This window comes from Erwinia sp. INIA01, from assembly GCF_025947915.1.
In the GTDB taxonomy this organism is placed as follows: domain Bacteria; phylum Pseudomonadota; class Gammaproteobacteria; order Enterobacterales; family Enterobacteriaceae; genus Erwinia; species Erwinia coffeiphila.
On record NZ_JAPDNC010000006.1, the window covers coordinates 139,420 to 163,257 of the forward strand.

The window sequence follows — 23,838 nt, forward strand, 5'->3', positions numbered from 1 at the left end:
CGCGAGTCGGCATGCTGCCAGACACAAAAAATGGAAAAAACAGTGGCGAAGAATATCCAGGCCATCCGTGGCATGAATGATTACCTGCCTGCCGATACCGTGGTGTGGCAGCGCATTGAACAGATCCTGAAGCAGGTGCTGGGCAGCTATGGCTTCAGCGAAATACGTCTGCCGATTGTAGAGCAAACCCCGTTATTCAAACGCGCTATTGGTGAAGTCACCGACGTGGTTGAAAAAGAGATGTATACCTTCGACGACCGCAACGGTGAAAGCCTGACCCTGCGTCCGGAAGGCACCGCAGGCTGCGTGCGTGCCGGTATCGAACACGGTTTGCTGTACAACCAGGAACAGCGTCTGTGGTATATCGGACCGATGTTCCGCTACGAGCGTCCTCAGAAGGGCCGTTATCGCCAGTTCCATCAGATTGGTGCCGAAGTCTTTGGCCTGCATGGCCCGGATGTTGATGCCGAGCTGATCCTGATGACCGCGCGCTGGTGGAAAGCGCTGGGCATTGCAGACCACGTTAAGCTGGAGCTGAACTCGATCGGCTCGCTGGAAGCGCGTGCTAACTATCGTGATGCCCTGGTGGCGTTCCTTGAGCAGCATGTTGATGTGCTTGATGAAGACTGCAAACGCCGTATGTACACTAACCCACTGCGTGTGCTGGATAGTAAAAACCCGGATGTGCAGGCGCTGTTAAACGACGCGCCAACGCTGGGTGACTATCTGGACGACGATTCCCGCGAGCATTTCAGCGGCCTGTGTGCGCTGCTCGATGCTGCCGGCATCGCTTATACTGTCAACCAGCGTCTGGTGCGCGGTCTTGACTACTATAATCGTACCGTTTTCGAATGGGTGACCAACAGCCTGGGTTCACAGGGTACAGTGTGTGCCGGTGGGCGCTATGATGGCCTGGTTGAGCAACTGGGCGGGCGTGCTACGCCAGCGGTTGGTTTTGCCATGGGAATGGAGCGCCTTGTTCTGCTGGTGCAGGCAGTTAATCCAGATTTTGAACCGACACGAATTGTTGATGTCTATGTTATCGCCTCGGGTCAGGGCGTGCAGTCAGCTGCGATGCTGCTGGCGGAACAGGTGCGAGATGCGCTGCCTGAGCTGAAGCTAATGACCAACTTTGGCGGCGGCAACTTTAAGAAGCAGCTTACCCGAGCCGACAAGTGGAAAGCCCGCATTGCTCTGGTTCTTGGTGAAGATGAAGTCGCTAACGGTCAGGTAACGGTTAAAGATTTACGCAACGGCGAACAACAAACTCTGGCGCAGCGTGATGCTGCAACCCTGCTGGCTTCAATGCTACAGAACTGAGCCTGAGCAAAGCACGATTTAAAGGAGTAGGACTGCGTGGAAGTGTATAGCAACGAAAACGAACAGGTAGACGCGCTGAAGAATTTCTTTGCCCAGAACGGTAAAGCTCTGGTAGTTGGCGTGGTACTGGGCGTAGGTGCTCTGGTCGGCTGGCGTTACTGGAACAATCACCAGGATGGCGCATCGCGTGAAGTATCTGCCGCCTATCAGCAGGTATCTTCTGCGCTGGACGCCAGCAAGCCCGCAACGCTTGAAGCGGCCGCGAAGTTTGCCAGCGACAACAACAATACCTACGGTGCTCTGGCCTCTCTCGATCTGGCAAAGCGTTATATCGATAACAATCAGCTGGATAAAGCAGCGGCTCAGCTGCAGAGCGGCCTGCAGGATGCAAAAGACGCCAACCTTCAGGCTGTGTTGAATCTGCGCCTGGCGCGCATTCAGCTACAGCAGAAGCAGCCTGATGTGGCGCTGAAAACGCTGGAAAGCATCAAAGGTGAAGGCTGGACGGCCATTGTGGCGGATATCCGCGGCGAAGCGCTGTTAAGCAAAGGCGATACCCAGGGCGCACGCGAAGCGTGGAGCAAGGGTGTGGCTTCTGACGCGTCTTCGACGCTGAAAGAAATGCTGCAAATGAAAATGAATAATCTGCCGGGTTAATCACATTTAGGACCACCGCTGGCGGCGTTTTGCGCGGCCGTGCATTGGGTTATAAGTGAATAAGGCTCCAATATTTGGCCTGAACAGGGCACAAGAGGGACTTCATGGAATTGCGTAAGATACTTCTGCCGGGACTGATTTCAGTCACTTTACTCAGCGGATGTTCATGGTTTAGCGGCGAAGAAGACGTGGTTAAAATGTCACCACTGCCGACCGTACAAAACCAGTTCACTCCAGAAAAAGTCTGGAGCACCTCGGTCGGTGATGGCGTGGGTGATTTTTACTCTAACCTGCACCCGGCCTGGGCTGACAGCACCGTTTATGCCGCCGATCGCCACGGTATTGTTAAAGCACTGAATGCTGGTGATGGTAAAGAGCAGTGGAAAGTTGACCTGTCAGAGAAGACCGGTTTCTTCTCCAGCAATATTCCTGCACTGCTTTCCGGTGGTTTGGCCGTTGATGGTGCCCACGTTTACGTTGGTAGCGAACGCGGCCAGGTCTACGCATTAAATACTAACGATGGCAGCGTTGCCTGGCAGACCAAAGCCGCCGGGGAAGTCTTATCCCGTCCGGTGATCAGTGACGGTCTGGTGCTGGTTCACACCAGCAACGGTATGCTGCAGGGGCTGGATCAGTCCAGCGGTGTGGTGAAGTGGTCAGTTAATCTCGACGTACCGGCTCTGAGCCTGCGCGGTGAGTCTGCGCCAGCTACCGCATTTGGTGCTGCGATTGTGGGTGGTGATAACGGCCGCGTTAGCGCTGTTATCATGAACCAGGGCCAGATTATCTGGCAGCAGCGTATTTCGCAGCCGAGCGGCGCGACCGAAATCGATCGCCTGTCCGATGTGGATACCACTCCGGTAATCGTTAACGGTGTGGTTTATGCTCTGGCCTACAACGGCAACCTGACCGCGCTGGATCTGCGTTCTGGTCAGATCCTGTGGAAACGCGAAATCGGCTCCGTTCACGACATGATCGTCGACGGTGGTCGTATTTACCTGGTGGATCAGGACGATCGCGTTATCGCGCTGAGCACTGACGGCGGCGTATCTATCTGGCGTCAGAGCGATCTGCTGCACCGCAACCTGACCTCACCGGTTCTGTATAACGGATACCTGGTCGTGGGCGATAGCGAAGGTTATCTGCACTGGCTCAACACCGACGACGGTCGTTTTGTTGCCCAGCAGAAAGTGGACAGCTCCGGCTTCCAGACCGAACCGGTGGTAGCGAGCGATAAACTGCTGATTCAGACTAAAGATGGTGAGGTTTACGCGTTTACACGCTAATTTCCCTCTGTTTTACGTTACATAGCGGCTCCTGATGATTCAGGGGCCGTTTCGTTTTTCTCCTGGCGTGTTATCCTTACGCCATTGTCCTGAGCCCTGCGGCGGAAAAAATCTGTCTGACGCAGAGAATAGTATTCGCAGCCAGGCGTAATTTTCAGTTATGAGGCTTCAATATGGTACCTGTGGTCGCGCTGGTCGGGCGTCCCAATGTGGGAAAATCCACCCTTTTTAACCGTTTAACGCGCACGCGAGATGCGCTGGTGGCGGATTTCCCCGGACTTACCCGGGATCGCAAATATGGTCGTGCCGAAATTGAAGGCCGCGAATTTATTTGCATCGATACCGGTGGTATTGATGGTACCGAAGAGGGCGTAGAAACACGTATGGCGGAACAGTCGCTGCTGGCGATTGAAGAAGCCGACGTTGTGCTGTTTATGGTTGATGCCCGTGCCGGGTTAATGCCTGCGGATACGGCTATTGCTAACCACCTGCGTTCGCGTGAAAAACCGACGTTCCTCGTCGCCAACAAAACCGATGGCCTGGATGCGGATGCCGCAGTGCTGGACTTCTGGTCGCTGGGCCTGGGTGAAATCCATCCGATCGCGGCTTCGCACGGGCGCGGTGTTACCAGCCTGCTGGAGATGGTGCTCCTGCCGTGGATGGACGAAGTCGATCCGCGTGAAGTGACCGAAGAAGAAGAGAATGCTGCCTACTGGGCAGAGCTGGAGCGCAAAGAAGCGAAAGCGCGCGGCGAAGTGATTGAAGACGAAAAAGAAGAGGAAGATGACTTTAACCCGCTGGATCTGCCGATCAAGCTGGCGATTGTCGGTCGTCCTAACGTCGGTAAGTCAACGCTGACTAACCGCATTCTCGGTGAAGACCGCGTCGTGGTTTACGATATGCCGGGTACTACCCGCGACAGTATCTATATCCCGATGGAGCGTGATGGTCGTGATTACGTCCTGATTGATACCGCCGGCGTGCGTAAACGTGGGAAAGTGACCGATACGGTCGAGAAATTCTCAGTAATCAAAACCCTGCAGGCTATTGAAGATGCCAACGTGGTGATGTTGGTGATCGATGCCCATCTTGGGATCTCCGATCAGGATCTGTCACTGCTGGGCTTTATCCTCAACAGCGGACGTTCGCTGGTGATCGTGGTGAACAAGTGGGATGGCCTGAGCCAGGAAGTCCGTGACGAAGTGAAAGAGACGCTGGACTTCCGTCTGGGCTTTATCGACTTCGCTCGCGTGCACTTTATTTCTGCGCTGCACGGCAGCGGAGTAGGCAACCTGTTTGAATCAGTGACCGAAGCCTATGACTGCTCAACCCGTCGCGTAAACACCTCAATGCTGACGCGCATTATGAATATGGCCGCTGACGATCACCAGCCGCCGATGGTGCGCGGCCGTCGCGTTAAGCTGAAGTATGCCCACGCCGGTGGCTATAACCCACCTATCGTGGTCATTCACGGCAACCAGGTGAAGGATCTGCCGGATTCGTATAAGCGCTATCTGATGAACTACTTCCGTCGTTCACTGGAAGTGATGGGCACGCCGATCCGTATTCAGTTCAAAGAGGGTGAGAACCCGTTTGAAGGGAAACGCAACCTGCTTACGCCAAATCAGCTTCGCAAGCGTAAACGCCTGCTCAGCCATTTGAAGAAGAACAAGCGTTAATGAAAAGGGGGCCATCGGCCCCCTTTTTTTTCAGTCCACCGCGGCTTTAGCTGGCCTGTGGGACAGTTTTTTCCAGATATCATCTGGTCGCATGGTTTCCTGTAAGTTAGCCTTAAGGTCCCAAAGCCCCGTTCGGTTGTCACCGTTCAACGTAACAATATAGCGGCAACCTGTTTTCAGGGCATTCGAGTGCTGGCGTTTGATTTTGGCTCCCGTGAAGTCACTCAAAACTTTAAATTCCGGAAGATGGCGTCGCAGCTGGTCTGCCAGAAGCAGCGCGTCGATGTTCTGCCCAGGTTCCTCAAAGGTGACCACAATATCGGGATGATTGCTGACATTATCCGTAACGCCTACGGTTTCCAGCAGCAGTAGCAGGCGCTCAACGCCAATAGCGAAGCCGGAAGCGGGCAAAGTTTTGTGGCTGAACAACTCAACCAGTCCGTCATACCGTCCACCACCGCAGATCGTCCCCTGTGAACCCAGCTCATCGGTGATCCATTCAAATACCGTGCGCGTGTAGTAGTCCAGCCCTCGAACAAGGCGGGGATTGATCGTATAGCGGATACCTGCGCTATCCAACAGCCTGCACAGTTCATCAAAGTGCTGATGTGATTCACTGCCAAGATAGTCAAGGAGCTTTGGTGCCCCTTCAATCATGCTTTGCATATCCGGGTTTTTACTATCGAGGATTCTTAACGGATTACTCTGCAAACGCAGCAGACTGTCTTCATCCAGCAGGTCGCGGTGCTGCTCAAAGTAGCTGACCAACTGATGGCGATGCTCATGCCGTTCTGATAGTGTGCCGAGAGAATTAATCTCCAACCGTACATAACGTTCTACTTTAAGCGCTTTAAAGATATCGTTAGCCATATAGATCAGTTCAGCATCAATATCGGCACCGGGCATGCCAAAGGTTTCTACACCAAACTGAGTAAACTGGCGCAGCCTGCCTTTTTGTGGCCGCTCATAGCGAAACATCGGACCCAGATACCACAAACGTTGCGTGCTGTTGTAACACATATTGTTTTCAATGATGGTTCTCACACAGCCACTGGTGCCCTCCGGCCGAAGGGTGATGTGTTCGCCGCTTTTGTCGAGGAAGTTATACATCTCCTTTGACACAATATCGGTAGACTCACCGATTGCCCGCTCAAAAAGCGAAACGGGTTCCAGTATTGGCAGCCGAATTTCCTGATAGCCATAGCGCCAGGTGATGCTTCTCACCTTACTCTCCAGCCATTGCCAGACCGGCGCTTCTTCGGGAAGAATGGTCCGCATTCCTCTGATTGCCTGAATTTTGCTCATTTCCTTTCCTTACATGGCAGCCGATTTTTAAGCAGCGTTGGCCTGACGGTCGGCAATAACATCATCAATCAGCCGATCGATTTGGCTGGAGTCCAGATGATGTGCGGTGACGATCAGGTGAGCGATGTCGCCAGAGGTTGCCAGGCAGTGTTTTTTCCAGACGTCTTCGGAAGGGCAGGGGAAGACCACGGTGATAGAGTTTCTGTTGCGCCACGCATTGATTCCCGCTTTCTGGAAGCGTTCAACGGCGTACTCGGCCAGATTCAGACAGCGTTCAATGCGGCGTACCCAGCTTTCATGGCTATGGCTACGGACGGCTTCCCACATCATCAGCGGAGTGTGCCCGTTGCGTGACCCCGAGATGGTTTTATCGTGGGCAGAGATGTAGTCGATCTCAACAGATATACGGTCAACATTTTTCTTCTTGGCGACGACAATCCCGCAGGGGATCGGTGAACCGATCATTTTGTGGCCAGAAACGCCGATGGAATCAATGCCGTCAGCAAAAGAATAGGCCTGTGGGTCGTCAACAAAAGGCAGGATCATGCCGCTCAGCGCGGCGTCTGCGTGCAGGTAATAATCCTCACGCCTGAAGCCCGCTTCCTTGAGCCGCTGCTGGATCAGTGCGATATCATCAATTGCCCCGCGCACGGTCGTCCCGACATTGGCAAAAATAATCGGATGTTTTTCATTGTCGCGGGCAATTTTATTCATCAGGTCGTCGTAATCAACTTCGCCATTCGGCAGCGATTCCACAACGCTGGATTTGATTCTCAGCAACTTGACGATTTTCGCTACGGAGTAGTGAGTATCCTTCGAGTAATACAATGTACCCTCCGGGAAGATCTCCCTTCCGAGATAACAGCCGAACATATTGCTTTCGGTTCCACCATTAGTGATATATCCCCAGCTTTCTGCAAAAGGAATTTTGAACAGAGTGGCGAAGTACTCCATTACCTCTTTTTCAAACTCGAAGGAGTTCAACAGATAATTACAATATTCACCCCAGCCACCACAGTTGTTGATTGAAAATCGCATGAATCGTTCCAGGTTCGTATAATTAAAGTCTGCGGACTCTGGGTAACCCAGATTGAAATATTGGTTCTTAACGCAGTGTGACCAAAATGCATCCAGTTTGTTTTGGTTTTCAATTGACAGAGTCATAGTATTAATTCCTTTTTGGTTGAGAGAGGTTAAAAATCAGGATTTTTTATCGAGATAAAGAATGTCATCGCCTTTTTTATTACGACCTGCGGCAACAAAGCAGAATAAAGGGATGGTGAACATCATCATGACTATTCCCCAAAACATTGAATCAGTCCCCGAGCCAAGCAATGCGAATATGCTATAAATCATCCCAATAACCACCATTACGCTGTAAAACATAAATGAGGGCCCACGATTTATTTTTTTCGACATCATGATGATTGGCAGAGAGATTAACGCGTACATGTAAGGCAAAAGGGAGGCAAAAACGGACATTAATATGACCACTTCAAACTGTTTTGCCAGGTTGGGTGAGGCGGTCATCATTAAGACGGCACTCATCAATACGCCGGTAAAAATCAGGCTTTTCATCGGAACATCATTTTTATTCACATCGGCAAAAAACTGTGGGAACAATCCCTGCTGGGCGCCGGCACGTGGGCCTTCCGATTGCAGAATCAGCCAGCCTGAAATAGAACCAAAGCAGGCGATTATGCTCAGCGCAGAGGCGATATTGCCTGCGGTATTACCGAACATATAGCGGGCCGCATCGGCAAAAGGTGCGGAGGAGTTCACCAGCTCTGCGTGAGGAACCAGGCCCATAATCACCGTACAGCTACCGACGTAGCAGACTGAGGCGATCAGCAACCCCATGACCGTTGCTTTGGGTACTGTTCGTTCGGGGCAATCAACCTGTCCGGTAGAAACCACCGCAGATTCCACGCCCAGGAATCCCCACAGCGCAATGGATGCGGCAGAGATAATCGCCGAGCTGTCACTTTTACCCGTACCGTTGTAGACCTGACTAAACATCGACGGGTCGAACCAGAACCAGCCGACAATGCCGATGCCCAACACCACAACCAGCATACAGCTGGCCGTAAACGACTGGGCGCGGCCGGCTACGCGTGCGCCCAGGCTGCCGAGTGCAATAAATGCCCAGAGGATTACAATAGCCGTCACGCAGCCAACCGTGGGGTCTTTGAGCTGCGGGAAGAAGTAGCTGAGATAGCCAATACCGGCAACCAACAGGGCAACGTTGCCGATCCAGGCACTAATCCAGTAGCAAACGGTGGTTTGAAATCCGACGAAGGGGCCAAAGGCATCGCTAGCGTAAGCGACTATTCCACCGTTGCGCGGCGTTAACAGGCTGGTTTTTGCGAAGATCAGCGCGATAGCAATGACCCCGATAATAGTGAAAAACCACCCCCACAGGGATATGTAGCCAATACCGGCGAGGTTAGTGGGTAGCATAAATACCCCTGAGCCCATCATGTTTGATGCTGTGACAAGCGTCAGGGCCACGACGCCCATTTTATGAGCGGATTTTGCGCTGATTTTATCCATTTTAAATATCCTGTAACGTGGTGCTGTTAATAATAAGGAGGCAGCTTGAATTTCATGTGATACATGGAGTTTAAAAACGGATGCGGGGCTAATTATGATTTAGATCATTTATTCTCGGTCTTTATGTTTTTTCCGTGAATCCGTGTGGAGTTTTTTTCTAAAAACATTATAAATCCGTTCTGTCCCCTTTTTTATTTATACCTGGTTGTTGGTTGGGGATTTTAAAACGACAACTTGCTGCAAGGATGTGTTTTTGTACGCTTGACAAAGATTGGGGGTGTGATGGATTATTCCTGCGTGAAAGGGGCGGGTCTATTATTCTATCAATGGGCGCGTTTTAATTAAAAATCCTAAATTTTATGGGAGCTACCCATGTCCAGAACGTCGAGGGTTTATGTTCAGGGGCTGCCACAACTCATTCAGCTAAATGGGCATAATAATGACATTGTGTTTCATGATGACGAGGATTATTTGACCTTTCTTAACTGTTTAAGACGGGCTGATGAGTTATTCGACTTCGCTTTACATGCATGGACTCTGTTACCACATCAGATGATGATGTTATTAACGCCGCAGACAAAAGAGGATCTTAGTCGGCTGGTTCAGCATATTGGCAGAAGCTATGTCCCCTGGTTTAATCAAAAATATCATCGTAGCGGTAGCCTGTGGGAAGGAAGATATAATAGTTCGCTGATTGAACCAGAAGCCTACCTGCTTATTGCACAAAAATTTGTTGATACCCGTCTTGGAGAACTGCACGCCGCCAGGGGCGAAAGGCTTACCTGGAGCAGCTACCGGAATAATATTGGCGAGCAGCAGCAAATGATTACACCGCATGAACAGTATCTGCGCCTCGGTCATACTCCTCAGGAGCGCGCCATCCAGTATGCGCGTTTTATTCAGTCCCCACTTGGCCCTTCGATTGAAAAACGGCTACAGGATTGCCTGAACCAGAATCGACTGCTGGGTACCCCACAGTATTGTCAGCAGTTAGAAAGGCAACTTCACAGACCAGTTCAGCCCAGACAAGCCGGGAGACCACGCAAATATTTTCATAATCAGGTTACCGACTGGGCATGGCTGGAGAATCAGGCCGCCTGTCTGCTGTCACGTTATTGCTACCAGGAAGTTCGGCTGCCTCTCCTTGAAAGCGAAGGAAATGAAACGGCTTTTACATCGCAAAATCAGAAGTTTCCCCTCGCGGGTAATCACAGCGCCCTGCTGCGTGGAGAGGGGACGATGGGATGCCTGAAAATGATTAACCAGCATCCGCATCTGCAGTCCATGAGCAAACTGTGGTACGAGGGGGTAATGTTTCGTAGTTCGGCAAATTCTGGTGAGCATATCCAACAATATCAGCAGATTGGTGTTGAAGCCTTTGGTTATGCGGGGGTGGATATCGAACTGGAGCAGTTGGCTTTGCAATATGATTTTTTCAAATCGCTGGGGTTGCAGGAAAACGTGGAGTTAAAAATTAACAGCACGGGAACACAGAAGGAGCTTGCTGCCTTTCGCACAGCGCTACGTGCTTTTTATCAGCCTTTCATCGGCGTTTTCGAATCTGAATGGACTGAATGCCTCGCAATGCAGCCGGAAAGACTGCTGCGCTCAGACCATCCTCTGCTGGCCAGGCTTCGTTCCATCGCGCCGGAGATCGGCGATTTCCTTGGGGAGGAATCGCGGAAGCGTTTTGATTGTCTGCTGGAATCTTTGACTAAAATCCGCGTTCCCTTTGTGGTGGATCGGTGGCTTTATCCCTCAAATGCCTATTGCCATACCCATTTTGAATGGCACTGCGAGAAACTGCTGGAACACAGCCTGTTATGTCGCGGTGGTCGCTATGATGAATGTGCGACTAGCGTTCTTGAAACGCCGATTCAGGCCTGCGGCTTTGCGTTAATGCTGGACCCGATAATGCGTTTGCTGCGTCTGACGGATAAGCATCTGCTTAAGAAGCAGGTCACGGATGTGGTCATCATTCCGGGTTCTCCTGCCGCCAGCACCCAGGCATTAAACATCGGTCGGTCGCTCAGAAAAACATTTCCGCAGATGAGCATCGCCAATGATTTCTCCCATATGCGCGTCACCGCCTGTGTGCGAAATGCCAGACGGCAGGGCGGGCGGTTTATTATCGTGGTTTCCTCTGACGAAGCAGCAACCGAAGTCGCCATTTACGATCGCGACAGCGGGGAAGAGCAAAGGGTCAATCTCGCTAAGGCGATTAGCATACTGAGCCATAGTCTCAATGCTTCCCCTGGTTGCCGAAGCGGGACAAATGTACCATATGGATAATTTTTTAGTTGGATGTTAACTTTTTGTTTATCACAGAATGAACCTGGTGGTACAATTTTGGCGTTAGTTGCGGGAGCTTATGTCCGTCAGGCCACGTCTGACGGGTGTGTGAGCTTCAGCGGTTAACACCGGACGGGCTGGTCCCGCGTAATAATGTTAATAAAAATAAGACATCTATACTTATTGTAGCTCATCGTTATGAGCGGGATGGCAACCGCCGCACTCGGCGGTTTCTGCCAGCAATAATGACGTCTTATTCTCTCCAGGAGTGTTTTTGTATGCCTCATACAGATGCCGGGTCATCAAAATGGCTGGGCTTGTGGTGTTTCCTGCTAGGGTTAATTCTGCTGGCAGCAGGCCTGTATTTTGTCATTGGTGGTGTAAAACTGATTTCACTCGGCGGTAGCTGGTACTTCGCGATTGCCGGTATTTTTACCGCCATTTCAGCGATTCAGTTCTTCCGTCGTAAATCATCCGCAGTGCTGATTTTTGCTCTGGTGTTTATTGGTACCGTAATCTGGGCCATTCAGGATGCCGGTATTGATTTCTGGCCGCTGGTTTCCCGTGTGGTATTTTTCGCTGGCATGCTGCTGCTGGCGCTGATCACTTACCCGGCGCTGCGCAAGCGTGAGAGTAAACCTTCAGCCGCTAAGCTTTCCTACGGTCTGAGCGCTGTGACCGTGGTTGGCCTGCTGGTTACCGCATTCGAAATGTTCCAGCCGCATCCTCCGGTTGCATCAAACGGTCAGGAACTGCCGCTGGTGCCTGTGGATAAATCAACCGAGCAGAAAAACTGGGATAATTACGGTAACACTGCCGGAGGAAGCCGCTTTGTGGCGCTGGACCAGATCACGCGTGACAACGTGAAGGATCTGAAGCCCGTCTGGACCTTCCACACCGGTGATATTCCGGAAAGCCCAACCGGCAACGGTGCTGAAGATCAGCAAACTCCGCTGCAGGTAGGCGATCGTCTGTATCTCTGTACGCCGCATAACAACGTGATTGCCGTGGATGCGGATACCGGTAAAGAGGTCTGGAAAACCGAAATCAACGCGCAGTCCCAGGTGTGGAACCGCTGCCGTGGTCTGGCTTACTTCGATGCCACTAAACCGCTGCAGCAGCCAAGTGTGCCGGATTCAACGCCGGTGACCGCGGTGACTCTGGCTGCCGGTGATACCTGTCAGCGCCGTCTGTTGATGAACACCATCGACGCGCGCCTGGTCGCCATCAATGCCGACAATGGTGAAATGTGCCAGAACTTCGGCGACAAAGGTTTTGTTGACCTGAAAGCCGGTCTGGGTGAAGCAGGCGATCCAAAATATCAGCTGACTTCAGCGCCAACCCTGGCGGGTACTACCGTCGTTGTGGGTGGACGTGTAGCTGATAACGTGCAGACCGATATGCCTGGCGGCGTACTGCGCGGCTTTGACGTGATCACCGGTGAAATGCGCTGGGCGTTTGACCCGGGCAATCCGGACCCAACGGCCAAGCTGGAACCAGGTAAAACCTTCGTTCGCAGTACGCCGAACTCCTGGGCTCCGATGTCCTACGATCCGGCAATGAACACCGTGTTCCTGCCAATGGGTAGTTCGTCCGTTGACCTGTGGGGTGCAAACCGTAACGCGCTGGACCATAAATATGGTGCCTCTATCCTGGCGCTGGATGCGACTACCGGTAAAGAAAAATGGGTGTATCAGACCGTTCATAACGATCTATGGGACTTCGATATCCCAATGCAGCCAAGCCTGATCGACTTCCCACAGAAAGACGGCAGCAGCAAGCCAGCGGTGGTATTTGGTACCAAAGCAGGCCAGATCTTCGTGCTGGATCGCCTGACCGGTCAACCGCTGACCGAAGTGAAAGAAGTGCCGGTTAAGCCTGGTAACATTCCAAACGAGCAGTACACGCCGACTCAGCCTAAGTCTGTTGGTATGCCGCAGATCGGTGCGGATACCATGACCGAGTCTGATATGTGGGGCGCTACGCCGTTCGATCAGCTGGCCTGCCGTATCGGCTTTAAATCTATGCGCTACGATGGTCTGTTCACCGTTCCGGGTACCGACCTGTCCCTCAGCTTCCCGGGTTCACTGGGCGGTATGAACTGGGGCAGTCTGTCGACCGATCCGAACAACCATTACATCTTCGCTAACGATATGCGTCTGGGCCTGTGGGTACAGATGATCCCGGCGAAAACCACCTCTGGTCCTGCCAGCAACGGCGGCGAAGCGGTGAATACCGGTATGGGCGCAGTTCCGCTGAAAGGCACCCCGTATGCGGTGAACAAAAACCGCTTTATGTCACCGCTGGGCATCCCTTGCCAGAAGCCACCGTTCGGTACGCTGTCTGCTATCGACCTGAAAACGCAGAAAATTGTGTGGCAGGTGCCGGTTGGTACGGTGCAGGATACCGGTCCATTTGGTATCAAAATGAAAGCGCAGATGCCGGTGGGCATGCCAACACTTGGCGGTACGCTGGCCACTCAGGGCGGCCTGGTGTTCATCGCCGGTACTCAGGACTACTACCTGCGTGCTTTCGATACTTCAACCGGTAAAGAAGTGTGGAAAGCCCGTCTGCCAGTTGGCAGCCAGGGTGGCCCAATGAGCTACAAGTCGCCGAAAACAGGTAAGCAGTACATCCTGATTTCTGCGGGCGGTGCGCGTCAGTCTCCGGATCGCGGTGACTATGTGATTGCCTACGCGCTGGATAAATAAGTCGAGCGACTTACTGGACTGAGCGTTCTGTAATGCAGCGCTCCCTTCTGTAAAAGCGTCATGCTGGCCGGAGGGGAATCCTAAAAAACCGCCGTCTCTTTGAGATGGCGGTTTTTTTATGTATTGAATATCCGGTAGTAATCCTGCTCTGCGGTCGACATAGCGTAACAAGCTGAAAGCCGGTATATCGTGAGTAACACGTTGCTGTGAAACAGCGGGCTGGGGTTCAGCCTCTGCTGCTGCTCCTGGGCGGTCCTCGCGCCGCGTTGCGGTGCCTTCGGTTACAGCTGCTGGCCTGTCGGACCGGCGGAGACGGTATATCCCTATACCGACCCCGCCTGATGCCAGCGTCCTGCTGGCATCTCCTGGCCATCAGCTTCCACCTCAGCGCTGCGGATGCCCTTATGCAGCAGCAGAGGCCGTCCCCTCTGTACAATTTCGTCGCTTTTTATTTTCAGACAACGCGAAAGCTTGAAAGCAGGCTGGCAGTGCCCCCGGTCGGGCAATCCACAGCGCTGAACGCAGAGAGGAAGCCAGGATTTGGCCGCATGGACGCGGCCAAAAGTCACAGCCGGGCCAGGACGGCCCGTCTGTGGCGGTCCGACAGGCTGACGCATGGAGTGAGGGAACCGCGAAGCGGCGCGAGGACCGCCCGACCGGGGGCACTGCCAGCCAGCGTAACCGCTCCGGGCTGCAAACATCGCAGCGTAAATGCGCGTCTGTGACGGTCCGACAGGCTGAAAAACGAAGTGAGGGGACCGCAAAGCAGCGCGAGGACCGCCCGACCGGGGCACTGCCAGCCAGCGCTCTCTAATCAGGAAGCAGAACGCCTACGGGGTTTCTTAACCGGTGCTATCGGCGTAACCGCAGTCACTTCGCTCTCCACCCAACCATCATCCAGCCGCGTCTTCAACGTATCGCCAGGATGCAACTGCTGCGTTTTCTTCACTACCTGACCATCCGCCGCAGTGGTGACGCTAAAGCCGCGTGCCAGCGTAGCCAGCGGGCTGACGCCCTCAAGCTGAGCGGCCAGATTGCTGAAGCGCTGCTTATTACCGTTAAGCTGCTGCTGCATCGACTGCTGTAGGCGATACTGCCACTGCTGTAGCTGCTGACGAAGACGCTCCACGCGCATTTCCGGGCGAATAGCACCCAGGCGCTGCTCCGCACGCTCCTGCTGGCGAACGGCCTGACGCACCTGCAACTGCACGGCATCATCCAGACGGCGGCGTAGCTTAATCAGCGCGGTCTGCTGCCGCGCCAGCTGGAGCTGTGGATGCTGCTGCTGAAGGCGGTGATGCAGGCGGGTAAAGCTGCGCTGCTGCTGCGCGAGATAGTAATCCATTGCCATCTCCAGCCGCTGCTGCAGGGACTGAAGCTGGCGCAACAACTCAATTTGATTACGGCTGACCAGTTCGGCAGCCGCAGAAGGCGTTGGCGCGCGCAGGTCAGCGACAAAATCGGCGATGGTTACATCGGTTTCATGGCCGACGGCGCTGACAATAGGAATACGGCTGGCAAAAATCGCCCGCGCCACGCGCTCGTCGTTAAAGCTCCACAGATCTTCCAGCGAACCGCCGCCGCGACCGACGATCAGCACATCACACTCGCCCCGCGCATTCGCCAGCTCAATCGCACGAACAATACCGGCAGGCGCTTCAGCACCCTGAACCTGAGTCGGATAGATCACCACCGGCAGGGAAGGGTCGCGGCGATGCAGCACGCGCAGCACGTCGTGCAGAGCGGCACCGCTGGCGGAGGTAATCACCCCAACCTGGCGAGCCGGATCGGGCAGAGGCTGCTTGTGAATCTGTTCGAACAGGCCTTCCGCCATCAGGCGCTGTTTAAGCTGCTCAAACTGCTGCTGCAACAGCCCGTCACCGGCAGGCATCATGCTCTCTGCAATCAGCTGATAGTCGCCGCGCGGTTCATACAGCGTGATGGTGGCGCGCACCAGCACCTGCTGACCATTCTGTGGCCGAAAATCAACGCGGCGGTTGCTGTTGCGAAACATGGCGCAGCGCACCTGGGCGCCGTCGTCCTTCAGCGTGAAGTACCAGTGACCGGAAGAGGGCTGGGAAAAATTGGAGATCTCAGCGCTCAGCCACACCTGGCCCATCTCCATCTCCAGCAGCTTACGCACTGTGGTATTAAGACGGCTGACGGTAAAAATATTAGCGGTTGGCGGTAGCGACATGTGATGAAGATCAAATTTTAAATCAGGAGGTTAATCAACCGATACTACATGGCTGAACGAAGGTTTCAAGAGTTTTTATTAAAAAGTACTGGAGGCAATCGATTACGGCCTGTATAATGCCGCGGCAATATTTTACAAGTTCTCATTCACCCTGAGGTTGAGATATTGCCATGCTAAGAATCGCTAAAGAAGCCCTGACATTCGACGACGTTCTGCTCGTTCCTGCTCACTCTACTGTATTACCAAACACTGCCGACCTCAGCACCCAGCTTACCAAAACTATTCGCCTGAATATTCCAATGCTGTCCGCTGCCATGGATACCGTGACCGAAGCCGGTCTGGCCATTGCGCTGGCGCAGGAAGGTGGCCTGGGCTTTATCCACAAAAATATGTCCATTGAGCGCCAGGCGGATGAAGTTCGCAAGGTGAAAAAACACGAAAGCGGCGTCGTGACTGAACCGCAGACCGTGCTGCCAACCACCGCGCTGAGCGAAGTGAAAGCCCTGACCGAGCGCAACGGTTTTGCCGGCTACCCTGTTGTGAACGGCGAAAACGAACTGGTGGGTATCATCACCGGTCGTGACGTTCGTTTCGTTACCGATCTGACCCTGCCGGTTTCTGCCGTAATGACGCCGAAAGATCGTCTGGTAACGGTGAAAGAGGGCGAAGCCCGCGACATCGTTCTGCAGAAAATGCACGAAAAACGCGTTGAGAAAGCGCTGGTCGTGGATGACAGCTTCCACCTGCTGGGCATGATCACCGTAAAAGACTTCCAGAAAGCCGAGCGTAAACCTAACGCCTGTAAAGACGAACACGGTCGCCTGCGCGTTGGTGCCGCCGTTGGTGCCGGTGCCGGTAACGAAGAGCGCGTTGATGCGCTGGTAGCGGCCGGTGTAGACGTGCTGCTGATTGACTCCTCACACGGCCACTCCGAAGGCGTTCTGCAGCGTATTCGCGACACCCGTGCTAAATACCCTGACCTGCAGATCGTTGGCGGCAATGTTGCGACCGGAGCGGGTGCGCTGGCGCTGGTTGAAGCGGGCGTGAGCGCGGTGAAAGTCGGTATCGGTCCTGGTTCTATCTGTACGACCCGTATCGTGACCGGCGTAGGTGTACCGCAGATCACTGCCGTATCCGACGCGGTCGCTGCGCTGGAAGGTACCGGTATTCCGGTTATCGCCGACGGCGGTATCCGTTTCTCTGGTGATATCGCTAAAGCTATCGCTGCCGGCGCTTCTGCGGTGATGGTGGGTTCCATGCTGGCGGGGACCGATGAAGCACCTGGCGAAATCGAACTTTACCAGGGCCGTTCATTCAAGTCCTACCGCGGTATGGGTTCCCTGGGCGCGATGTCCAAAGGATCTTCTGACCGTTACTTCCAGACCGACAACGCCGCTGACAAACTGGTGCCGGAAGGAATCGAAGGCCGCGTGGCCTACAAAGGTTTCCTGAAAGCGATTGTGCATCAGCAAATGGGCGGTCTGCGCTCCTGTATGGGCCTGACCGGCTGTGGTACTATCGACGACCTGCGTACCAAAGCGGAATTTGTTCGCATCAGCGGTGCCGGGATTCAGGAAAGCCACGTTCACGACGTGACCATTACCAAAGAGTCCCCGAACTACCGCATGGGTTCCTGATAAACCCTGTGCTGTGCGCCCGGCTTAGCCGGGCGTTTTACTACTTCCCGTATTTGAATTACATCGCCCTGGAATAGCCAATGACGACGGAAAACATTCATAAACACCGCATTCTGATCCTCGATTTCGGTTCACAGTATACTCAGCTGGTTGCGCGCCGCGTGCGTGAGCTGGGCGTGTACTGCGAACTGTGGGCGTGGGACGTAACCGAAGAGCAGATCCGCGGTTTCAAACCGAGCGGCATCATCCTCTCCGGCGGTCCGGAAAGCACCACCGAACACGGCAGCCCGCGTGCGCCTGAGTACGTGTTTAACGCCGGTGTGCCGGTGCTGGGCGTATGCTACGGCATGCAGACCATGGCAATGCAGCTGGGCGGCGCGGTTGAAGGTTCTAACGAGCGTGAGTTTGGCTATGCGCAGGTAGAAGTGAAAACCCAGAGCGCGCTGACCCGCGATATCGAAGACGCCCTGAGCGCCGCCGGTAAGCCGCTGCTGGACGTCTGGATGAGCCACGGCGACAAAGTCACCGCGATTCCGTCCGACTTTGTGACCGTTGCCAGCACAGATACCTGTCCGTTTGCCATTATGGCCAACGAAGAGAAGCGCTTCTACGGCGTGCAGTTTCACCCGGAAGTGACCCATACCCGTCAGGGCCAGCGCCTGCTGGAGCGCTTCGTGCGCGACATCTGCGAGTGCGAAGCACTGTGGACCCCGGCGAAGATTATCGAAGATGCCGTTGAGCGCCTGCGCGAACAGGTTGGCGAAGATAAAGTGATCCTCGGCCTGTCCGGCGGCGTTGACTCATCCGTGACCGCGATGCTGCTGCACCGCGCCATCGGCGATCGCCTGACCTGCGTCTTCGTCGATAACGGCCTGCTGCGCCTGAACGAAGCCCAGCAGGTAATGGAGATGTTTGGCGACCACTTTGGCCTGAACATCATCCACGTTGAAGGCGAAAAGCGCTTCCTTGATGCGCTGGCGGGTGAAAACGATCCGGAAGCCAAACGTAAGATCATCGGCCGCGTGTTTGTTGAAGTGTTCGACGAAGAAGCGCTGAAGCTGGAAGACGTGAAGTGGCTGGCACAGGGCACCATCTATCCGGACGTGATTGAGTCTGCGGCATCTGCCACCGGCAAAGCGCACGTCATCAAATCTCACCACAACGTGGGCGGCCTGCCGAAAGAGATGAAGATGGGCCTGGTTGAACCGCTGCGCGAGCTGTTCAAAGACGAAGTGCGCAAAATCGGCCTGGAGCTGGGCCTGCCGCACGCGATGCTGTTCCGTCATCCGTTCCCGGGCCCGGGTCTGGGTGTGCGCGTGCTGGGCGAAGTGAAGAAAGAGTACTGTGACCTGTTGCGCCGTGCGGATGCCATCTTCATTGAAGAGCTGCACAAAGCCGACCTGTATAACAAAGTCAGCCAGGCGTTTACCGTCTTCCTGCCTGTTCGTTCCGTCGGCGTGATGGGCGATGGCCGTAAATACGACTGGGTTGTTTCCCTGCGTGCGGTAGAAACCATCGACTTTATGACCGCACACTGGGCGCATCTGCCGTATGACTTCCTCGGCCGCGTTTCCAACCGCATCATTAACGAAGTGAACGGCATCTCCCGCGTGGTTTACGATATCTCCGGTAAACCACCGGCCACGATTGAGTGGGAATGATTTAACGCCAGTTCCTGGCTAATCACTTCTGTTCAATACCGCAAAAAGCCTCTGTTCTTACAGAGGCTTTTTCTTTTTAAGGGCGACTCGGTGTTAAGTGGATTCCCACAGCACGGGTGATTTCCGTCAGCGTTTTGATAGTTGGATTACCATCAGCTCAAATCCACATCCTTCCAGCCAAAGCACCACGTGATGATAAAACCGCTCACGTAGGCGACAAGAAGCCCCGCCGCATAAATCGCCATACCCGTGTAGATCCCCTCGTTAGAGGTCATCAGCGGCAGTGTCACCAACCCGGACGGGCCGAACACGGTGTTCATGCCAATCGGTAGCCCAAGCCATGCCACCAGGCCGATAAAGAAGCCGCCGCAGGCACCGCCCAGGCAGGCGGTGACAAACGGTTTTACCCGAGGCAGCGTCACGGCATAAATCAGCGGTTCGCCAATGCCCAGCAGGCCGGGAATAATCGCGCCTTTCACCTGATTACGCGTGGCTGAGTGCCTGGCTGAACGGAAGTAAAGCGCCAGCGCGGCACCGACCTGTCCGCCCCCGGCCATCGCCAGTATCGGGAACAGGGAGTTGAAGCCCTGGGCATCCATCAGCGCGAAATAAACCGGGATAAAGCCCTGGTGCACGCCGAAAACGACTGCAATCAGGAACAAACCGGCCAGAATCGCGCAGCCAAACGGGTTGCCGTTCAGGTGCAGGAACAGCCAGGACATGCCTTTAAACAGCTCGCCGCCAATCGGCATGATTAAGGTAAAGGTGATTGCGCCGGTAATAACCAGCGTCAGCAGGGAGGTAAGGATCATATCGAGATTGTCGGGGATAACGCGGCGGAGCTGCCGTTCAATCCACGCGCCGAGAATTGAGGCAATCAGCACGCCAATAATATTTCCTCGCGGATCGATGCTCATGCCAAAAAAGTTATCGATCCCGGAGAAGTAGCCCACCGTCGCAGCGGGATTGTAGCTCAGTACGAATAGCGAGGCGATAATAGCGCCGTTGACACCGGTTCCGCCGAAGGCCTTTTGCGCGTTATAGCCAATCAGTATCGGCAGGAAGGTAAACAGCCCCTTGCCGAAAATTTTCATGTAACCGACGATCTGCACCAGCGTCACATTCTTCTCAGCCGCATTTGCCAGCAGGCTTTGCTCGAGCAGCGTTGCAAAACCCAGCAGCATCCCGGCGGCAATAAAGCCAGGTATCAGCGGTGTAAAGATCGTAGCGAACTTCGCCAGGAACTGATGCACGGCGCTGGTTTGGCTGGCTTTAATCTTCTGCTTGTTATCGCGAGCCACTGCGTCAATAGCCGGGCTTTCAGCATCAGCCACCGCGCCGCTGGCCAGCAGCGTATTCATCATTTCAGCGGCGGTCTGAGCTTTACCCGGCCCGAGAACGATTTGCAGCTGATCTTCAGTATTAATCACGCCAAGAACACCCGGCAGTACTTTCAATTTGTCGCGATCGACAAGCTGGTCATTGCTTAACGTCAGTCGCAGCCGGGTCATGCAGTTTCCGCAGGCCACGACGTTGTTTTTCCCGCCGACCTGTTGCAGGATCTCAGCAATCAACCGTTCCGTTATCTTTGCCATAAATCGTTCTCCGTATTGACCTGCGTGATGCGTATGGGGCAGGGGTTCCAAAAAGGGGAATTTCTCGTCTCCCTGATACGCGACCTGAGCCTCTTTCCGCTGAAAACCCAAAGATAGCGTTGCTTTAGTATTACAGTTTTCTGCCCACTCTTCTTGAGGTTCCCCTTTAGCAGGCAGCGTATACAGCGGATTTAATGGCAAAATGTGACCTTCAGCGCTGTAGCGCTGCGTTAGCAGTAGGCATACCGCAGGGAAAGGTAACGAATATGAAGAAAATCAGAATATCTACGCGTTTGCGGGTTAAAGCCGAAAATCTGATGTGTCGGGTGTGTTCGTGGCAGGATCTTGTATATATTCAGCACCGTTGCGACATTCAACGAAATAACTGATTTAACGACACAGTGAAATTTATCCCTGAGATTAGGGTGGGGTTAATAGGTTTTATTACCCTTAGATAAATCTTTTTTTCATCGCGATGGTGATTAAATCATCAAAATCATCCGGTTAAAAAATATGCGGTTATCTTATGTCGATAACCTTAGCTATATTATGTCTATAAAGTAACCCCGAAATGTTTGCGCATATACAGCAAGTATTAAGTGGGTGCTGGATTTTACAGCATGTATGTTGCCTGCCACTGCTGATGATTGCTAAAAATGACATTTTAATATTCAGGGTTAATTCAATCTCTCGATTTTTTTTTGATTATTTTTTTATTTTTTTTAAATGAATAATTAATCATTAAATTTACACTGATTTACGTTTATTTATGCACTTTTTATTCACAAAAGTGAATGATTTTGGTCGTTTTATACGTTTTTCAGTGTGTTGGTGGTTATCATAACGTGCATAAAAGGGTGTTTTTATGTGTCAAGTTTGTTAATGTGCGCACCGATAGATGCTTTGTTACCCCCTGAGATGCCGTGCTGCAACATGCAACCGGACAAGAGATAATTAGGAATGTGCACTCACATACGCGATCCCGGAAATTAACGTTTCCGCTAAAGAGATTCTGTTAACGTTTTAGATGCCGTCCATGACGTGATATGGATAACGGCCAAGTTCGTACGGCTTGATGCTGACGGAAACTCAATTTTAATTATCCGTAAAGCGATTGGTGATTATATTAATAATCGCCAGGGATGCCTTTGCATTTTTTAGGGGGCAGGAATCGCTGCCTGTTAATCAACATTAAAGCTTCACCAGATATCAATTCTTAAAATTAACACCGAATGTCGTGGGGGAACCGCCTGCGTACTGTTCGCTACAGATGAATTTCTCGGGTAACGGCATCGGGAAAGCTGCTTATCTGTTATTAAAAGGAAAATCTAAAATGAATATCACAAGAAGAAAATTTTTGATTGGTGGTGCAGCCGTGGTTGCTGCCGGTGGTGCCGGGATATTGACTCCGATGCTAACTCGCGAAGGTCGCCTGATCCCGGGTAAACCGCGAGTTGGCTTTGTTAACGGTCTGAACGGGCCGTTGCCAAAGCAGTCCGATGTAGTCGTTGTGGGGGGCGGGATTCAGGGGATTATGACCGCAATCAACCTGGCCGAGCGCGGCCTGTCGGTTGTGGTTGTTGAAAAAGGGAATATTGCCGGTGAACAGTCGAGCCGTTTTTATGGACAGGTGATGACCTATAAAATGCCGGATGCCACTTTCATGCTGCACCATATGGCGAAGCAGCGCTGGCGCGAGATGAATGCCAAAGTGGGTGCCGATACCAGTTATCGCACGCAGGGCAGGGTTGAAGTTCCACTGGATGATGAAGATTTAGCACACGTCAGACAGTGGATTGATACCAAACATAAAGAAGTGGGTTCAGATATCCCATTCAAAACCCGAATCATTGAAGGTGATGAACTGAACCAGCGCTTAAAAGGCGCTACGTCCAGCTGGAAAATCGCCGGATTTGAAGAAGACTCAGGCAGTCTCGATCCTGAAATCGCCGCCTTCGTGATGGCTGAATACGCGATGAAGATCGGTGTAAAAATTTACACCAACTGTGCCGCCAGGGGGATTGAAACCCAGGCCGGTGCCATTTCCGATGTGGTGACTGAACAGGGTGCAATCAGAACGTCGCAGGTTGTGGTTGCTGGTGGGGCCTGGTCCCGACTGTTTATGCAGAATCTGAATGTAAATGTGCCGACGCTGCCAGCCTATCAGTCACAGCAGCTGATCAGTGCTGCGCCGGGTGCACCTGGCGGTAACGTTGCATTGCCGGGGAATATTTACTTCCGTGAACAGGCCGACGGCAGCTATGCAACCTCGCCGCGTGTGATTGTTGCTCCTGTTGTGCAGGAATCATTCATGTACGGCTACAAGTATCTGCCGCTGATGTCCCAGCCTGACTTCCCGGTGCATATTTCACTCAACGAGCAGCTAATCAATACCTTTATGCAGCCAAAACACTGGGCGCTGAATGAAGTGTCGCCGTTCGAGAAATATCGCGATATGACCGCGGCTCCAGACGTTCCTGAGCTGGAAAGTTCACTGGAGAAACTGAAAGCGGAGTTCCCGGCGTTCAAAGATTCAAAACTTATCGATCGCTGGAGTGGCGCGATGTCGATTGCGCCGGATGAGGACCCAATCATTTCCGTGGTGAAAGAGTATCCGGGCATGGTGATCAACACTGCTACCGGTTGGGGAATGACGGAAAGCCCGGTTTCAGCCGAGATCACCGCCGATCTGCTGCTTGGTAAGACGCCGGTGCTGAATCCTGAGCCATTCAGCCTCTATCGTTTCTAACGGGGTAACTGCGGATAAAACCGGGCCACTCGCCAGTAAGGCACTCTTGCACACTCTGACTGACCGGGCGTTGCGCCAGTCAGCCAGAGTGTGCAGGTTCTGTCTGAGAGGTATCCGGGTTTAAAAGCACTGCCGCACCAGTAAAAAATCCCGCGAAAGTCGCGGGATACGGCGCAGGAACGGCCGTATATCAGCC

The 23,838-nt window shown here is 53.2% G+C and carries 14 protein-coding genes; 9 read left to right on the forward strand and 5 right to left on the reverse strand.

All coding sequences use genetic code 11. The annotated features are described in order from the left end of the window. Nucleotides 1–42: 42 nt before the first annotated feature. The 4 genes from hisS (OMR58_RS12635) (at nucleotide 43) to der (ending at nucleotide 4,942) form a co-directional block, all read left to right on the forward strand. A complete protein-coding gene (hisS, locus tag OMR58_RS12635; RefSeq protein WP_264546117.1) occupies nucleotides 43–1,320 on the forward strand; it encodes a histidine--tRNA ligase in 1,278 nt (425 codons plus the stop codon). Between the two features lie 36 nt (nucleotides 1,321–1,356). After that, the gene (locus tag OMR58_RS12640) at nucleotides 1,357–1,977 is read left to right on the forward strand and encodes a YfgM family protein (RefSeq protein WP_105593223.1); all 621 of its coding nucleotides are present in this window, start codon (nucleotides 1,357–1,359) and stop codon (nucleotides 1,975–1,977) included. A 104-nt stretch (nucleotides 1,978–2,081) separates the two neighbouring features. Next, the gene (gene bamB, locus OMR58_RS12645) at nucleotides 2,082–3,263 is read left to right on the forward strand and encodes an outer membrane protein assembly factor BamB (RefSeq protein WP_264546118.1); all 1,182 of its coding nucleotides are present in this window, start codon (nucleotides 2,082–2,084) and stop codon (nucleotides 3,261–3,263) included. A 173-nt stretch (nucleotides 3,264–3,436) separates the two neighbouring features. Continuing rightward, nucleotides 3,437–4,942 (forward strand): ribosome biogenesis GTPase Der, encoded by a 1,506-nt coding sequence (der, locus tag OMR58_RS12650; RefSeq protein WP_200561629.1) that lies wholly within the window; start codon nucleotides 3,437–3,439, stop codon nucleotides 4,940–4,942. Nucleotides 4,943–4,972: 30 nt separating this feature from the next. On the opposite strand, the gene hisS (OMR58_RS12655) is transcribed toward der, so the two are convergent. The 3 genes from hisS (OMR58_RS12655) to hdcC are packed head-to-tail and all read right to left on the reverse strand — an operon-like array spanning nucleotide 4,973 to nucleotide 8,800. Beyond that, entirely contained in the window at nucleotides 4,973–6,247 is a 1,275-nt protein-coding gene (hisS, locus tag OMR58_RS12655) for a histidine--tRNA ligase (protein WP_200561631.1), read from the reverse strand. 27 nt (nucleotides 6,248–6,274) lie between these two features. After that, nucleotides 6,275–7,411 (reverse strand): histidine decarboxylase, encoded by a 1,137-nt coding sequence (locus tag OMR58_RS12660; RefSeq protein WP_264546119.1) that lies wholly within the window; start codon nucleotides 7,409–7,411, stop codon nucleotides 6,275–6,277. Between the two features lie 36 nt (nucleotides 7,412–7,447). Next, nucleotides 7,448–8,800: a histidine-histamine antiporter gene (hdcC, locus tag OMR58_RS12665; RefSeq protein ID WP_264546120.1), complete on the reverse strand. Its 1,353-nt coding sequence runs from the start codon at nucleotides 8,798–8,800 to the stop codon at nucleotides 7,448–7,450. A 372-nt stretch (nucleotides 8,801–9,172) separates the two neighbouring features. Between hdcC and OMR58_RS12670 the strand changes: the two genes are divergently transcribed. Together OMR58_RS12670 and OMR58_RS12675 are read left to right on the forward strand one after the other, a co-directional pair. Further along, the gene (locus OMR58_RS12670; RefSeq protein ID WP_264546121.1) at nucleotides 9,173–11,092 is read left to right on the forward strand and encodes an ATP phosphoribosyltransferase regulatory subunit; all 1,920 of its coding nucleotides are present in this window, start codon (nucleotides 9,173–9,175) and stop codon (nucleotides 11,090–11,092) included. 278 nt (nucleotides 11,093–11,370) lie between these two features. Then, nucleotides 11,371–13,803, forward strand: coding sequence for a glucose/quinate/shikimate family membrane-bound PQQ-dependent dehydrogenase (locus OMR58_RS12675; RefSeq protein WP_200561639.1), 2,433 nt, complete (start codon nucleotides 11,371–11,373; stop codon nucleotides 13,801–13,803). 814 nt (nucleotides 13,804–14,617) lie between these two features. Here OMR58_RS12675 and xseA read toward each other — a convergent pair. Then, a complete protein-coding gene (gene xseA, locus OMR58_RS12680) occupies nucleotides 14,618–16,000 on the reverse strand; it encodes an exodeoxyribonuclease VII large subunit (RefSeq protein ID WP_264546122.1) in 1,383 nt (460 codons plus the stop codon). Between the two features lie 170 nt (nucleotides 16,001–16,170). Between xseA and guaB the strand changes: the two genes are divergently transcribed. Beyond that, entirely contained in the window at nucleotides 16,171–17,637 is a 1,467-nt protein-coding gene (gene guaB / locus OMR58_RS12685) for an IMP dehydrogenase (protein ID WP_105593232.1), read from the forward strand. Nucleotides 17,638–17,717: 80 nt separating this feature from the next. Then, on the forward strand, nucleotides 17,718–19,298 hold the full coding sequence (guaA, locus tag OMR58_RS12690; protein WP_200563098.1) for a glutamine-hydrolyzing GMP synthase: 1,581 nt from the start codon (nucleotides 17,718–17,720) through the stop codon (nucleotides 19,296–19,298). A gap of 152 nt (nucleotides 19,299–19,450) precedes the next feature. Here the strand turns inward: guaA and murP are convergent, their stop codons facing one another. Next, complete coding sequence (gene murP / locus OMR58_RS12695) at nucleotides 19,451–20,893, reverse strand: PTS N-acetylmuramic acid transporter subunit IIBC (protein WP_264546123.1); 1,443 nt, start codon at nucleotides 20,891–20,893, stop codon at nucleotides 19,451–19,453. Nucleotides 20,894–22,226: 1,333 nt separating this feature from the next. Here murP and OMR58_RS12700 point away from each other — a divergent pair. Further along, nucleotides 22,227–23,642, forward strand: coding sequence for an NAD(P)/FAD-dependent oxidoreductase (locus OMR58_RS12700; RefSeq protein ID WP_264546124.1), 1,416 nt, complete (start codon nucleotides 22,227–22,229; stop codon nucleotides 23,640–23,642). The last annotated feature ends 196 nt before the right edge of the window (nucleotides 23,643–23,838 follow it).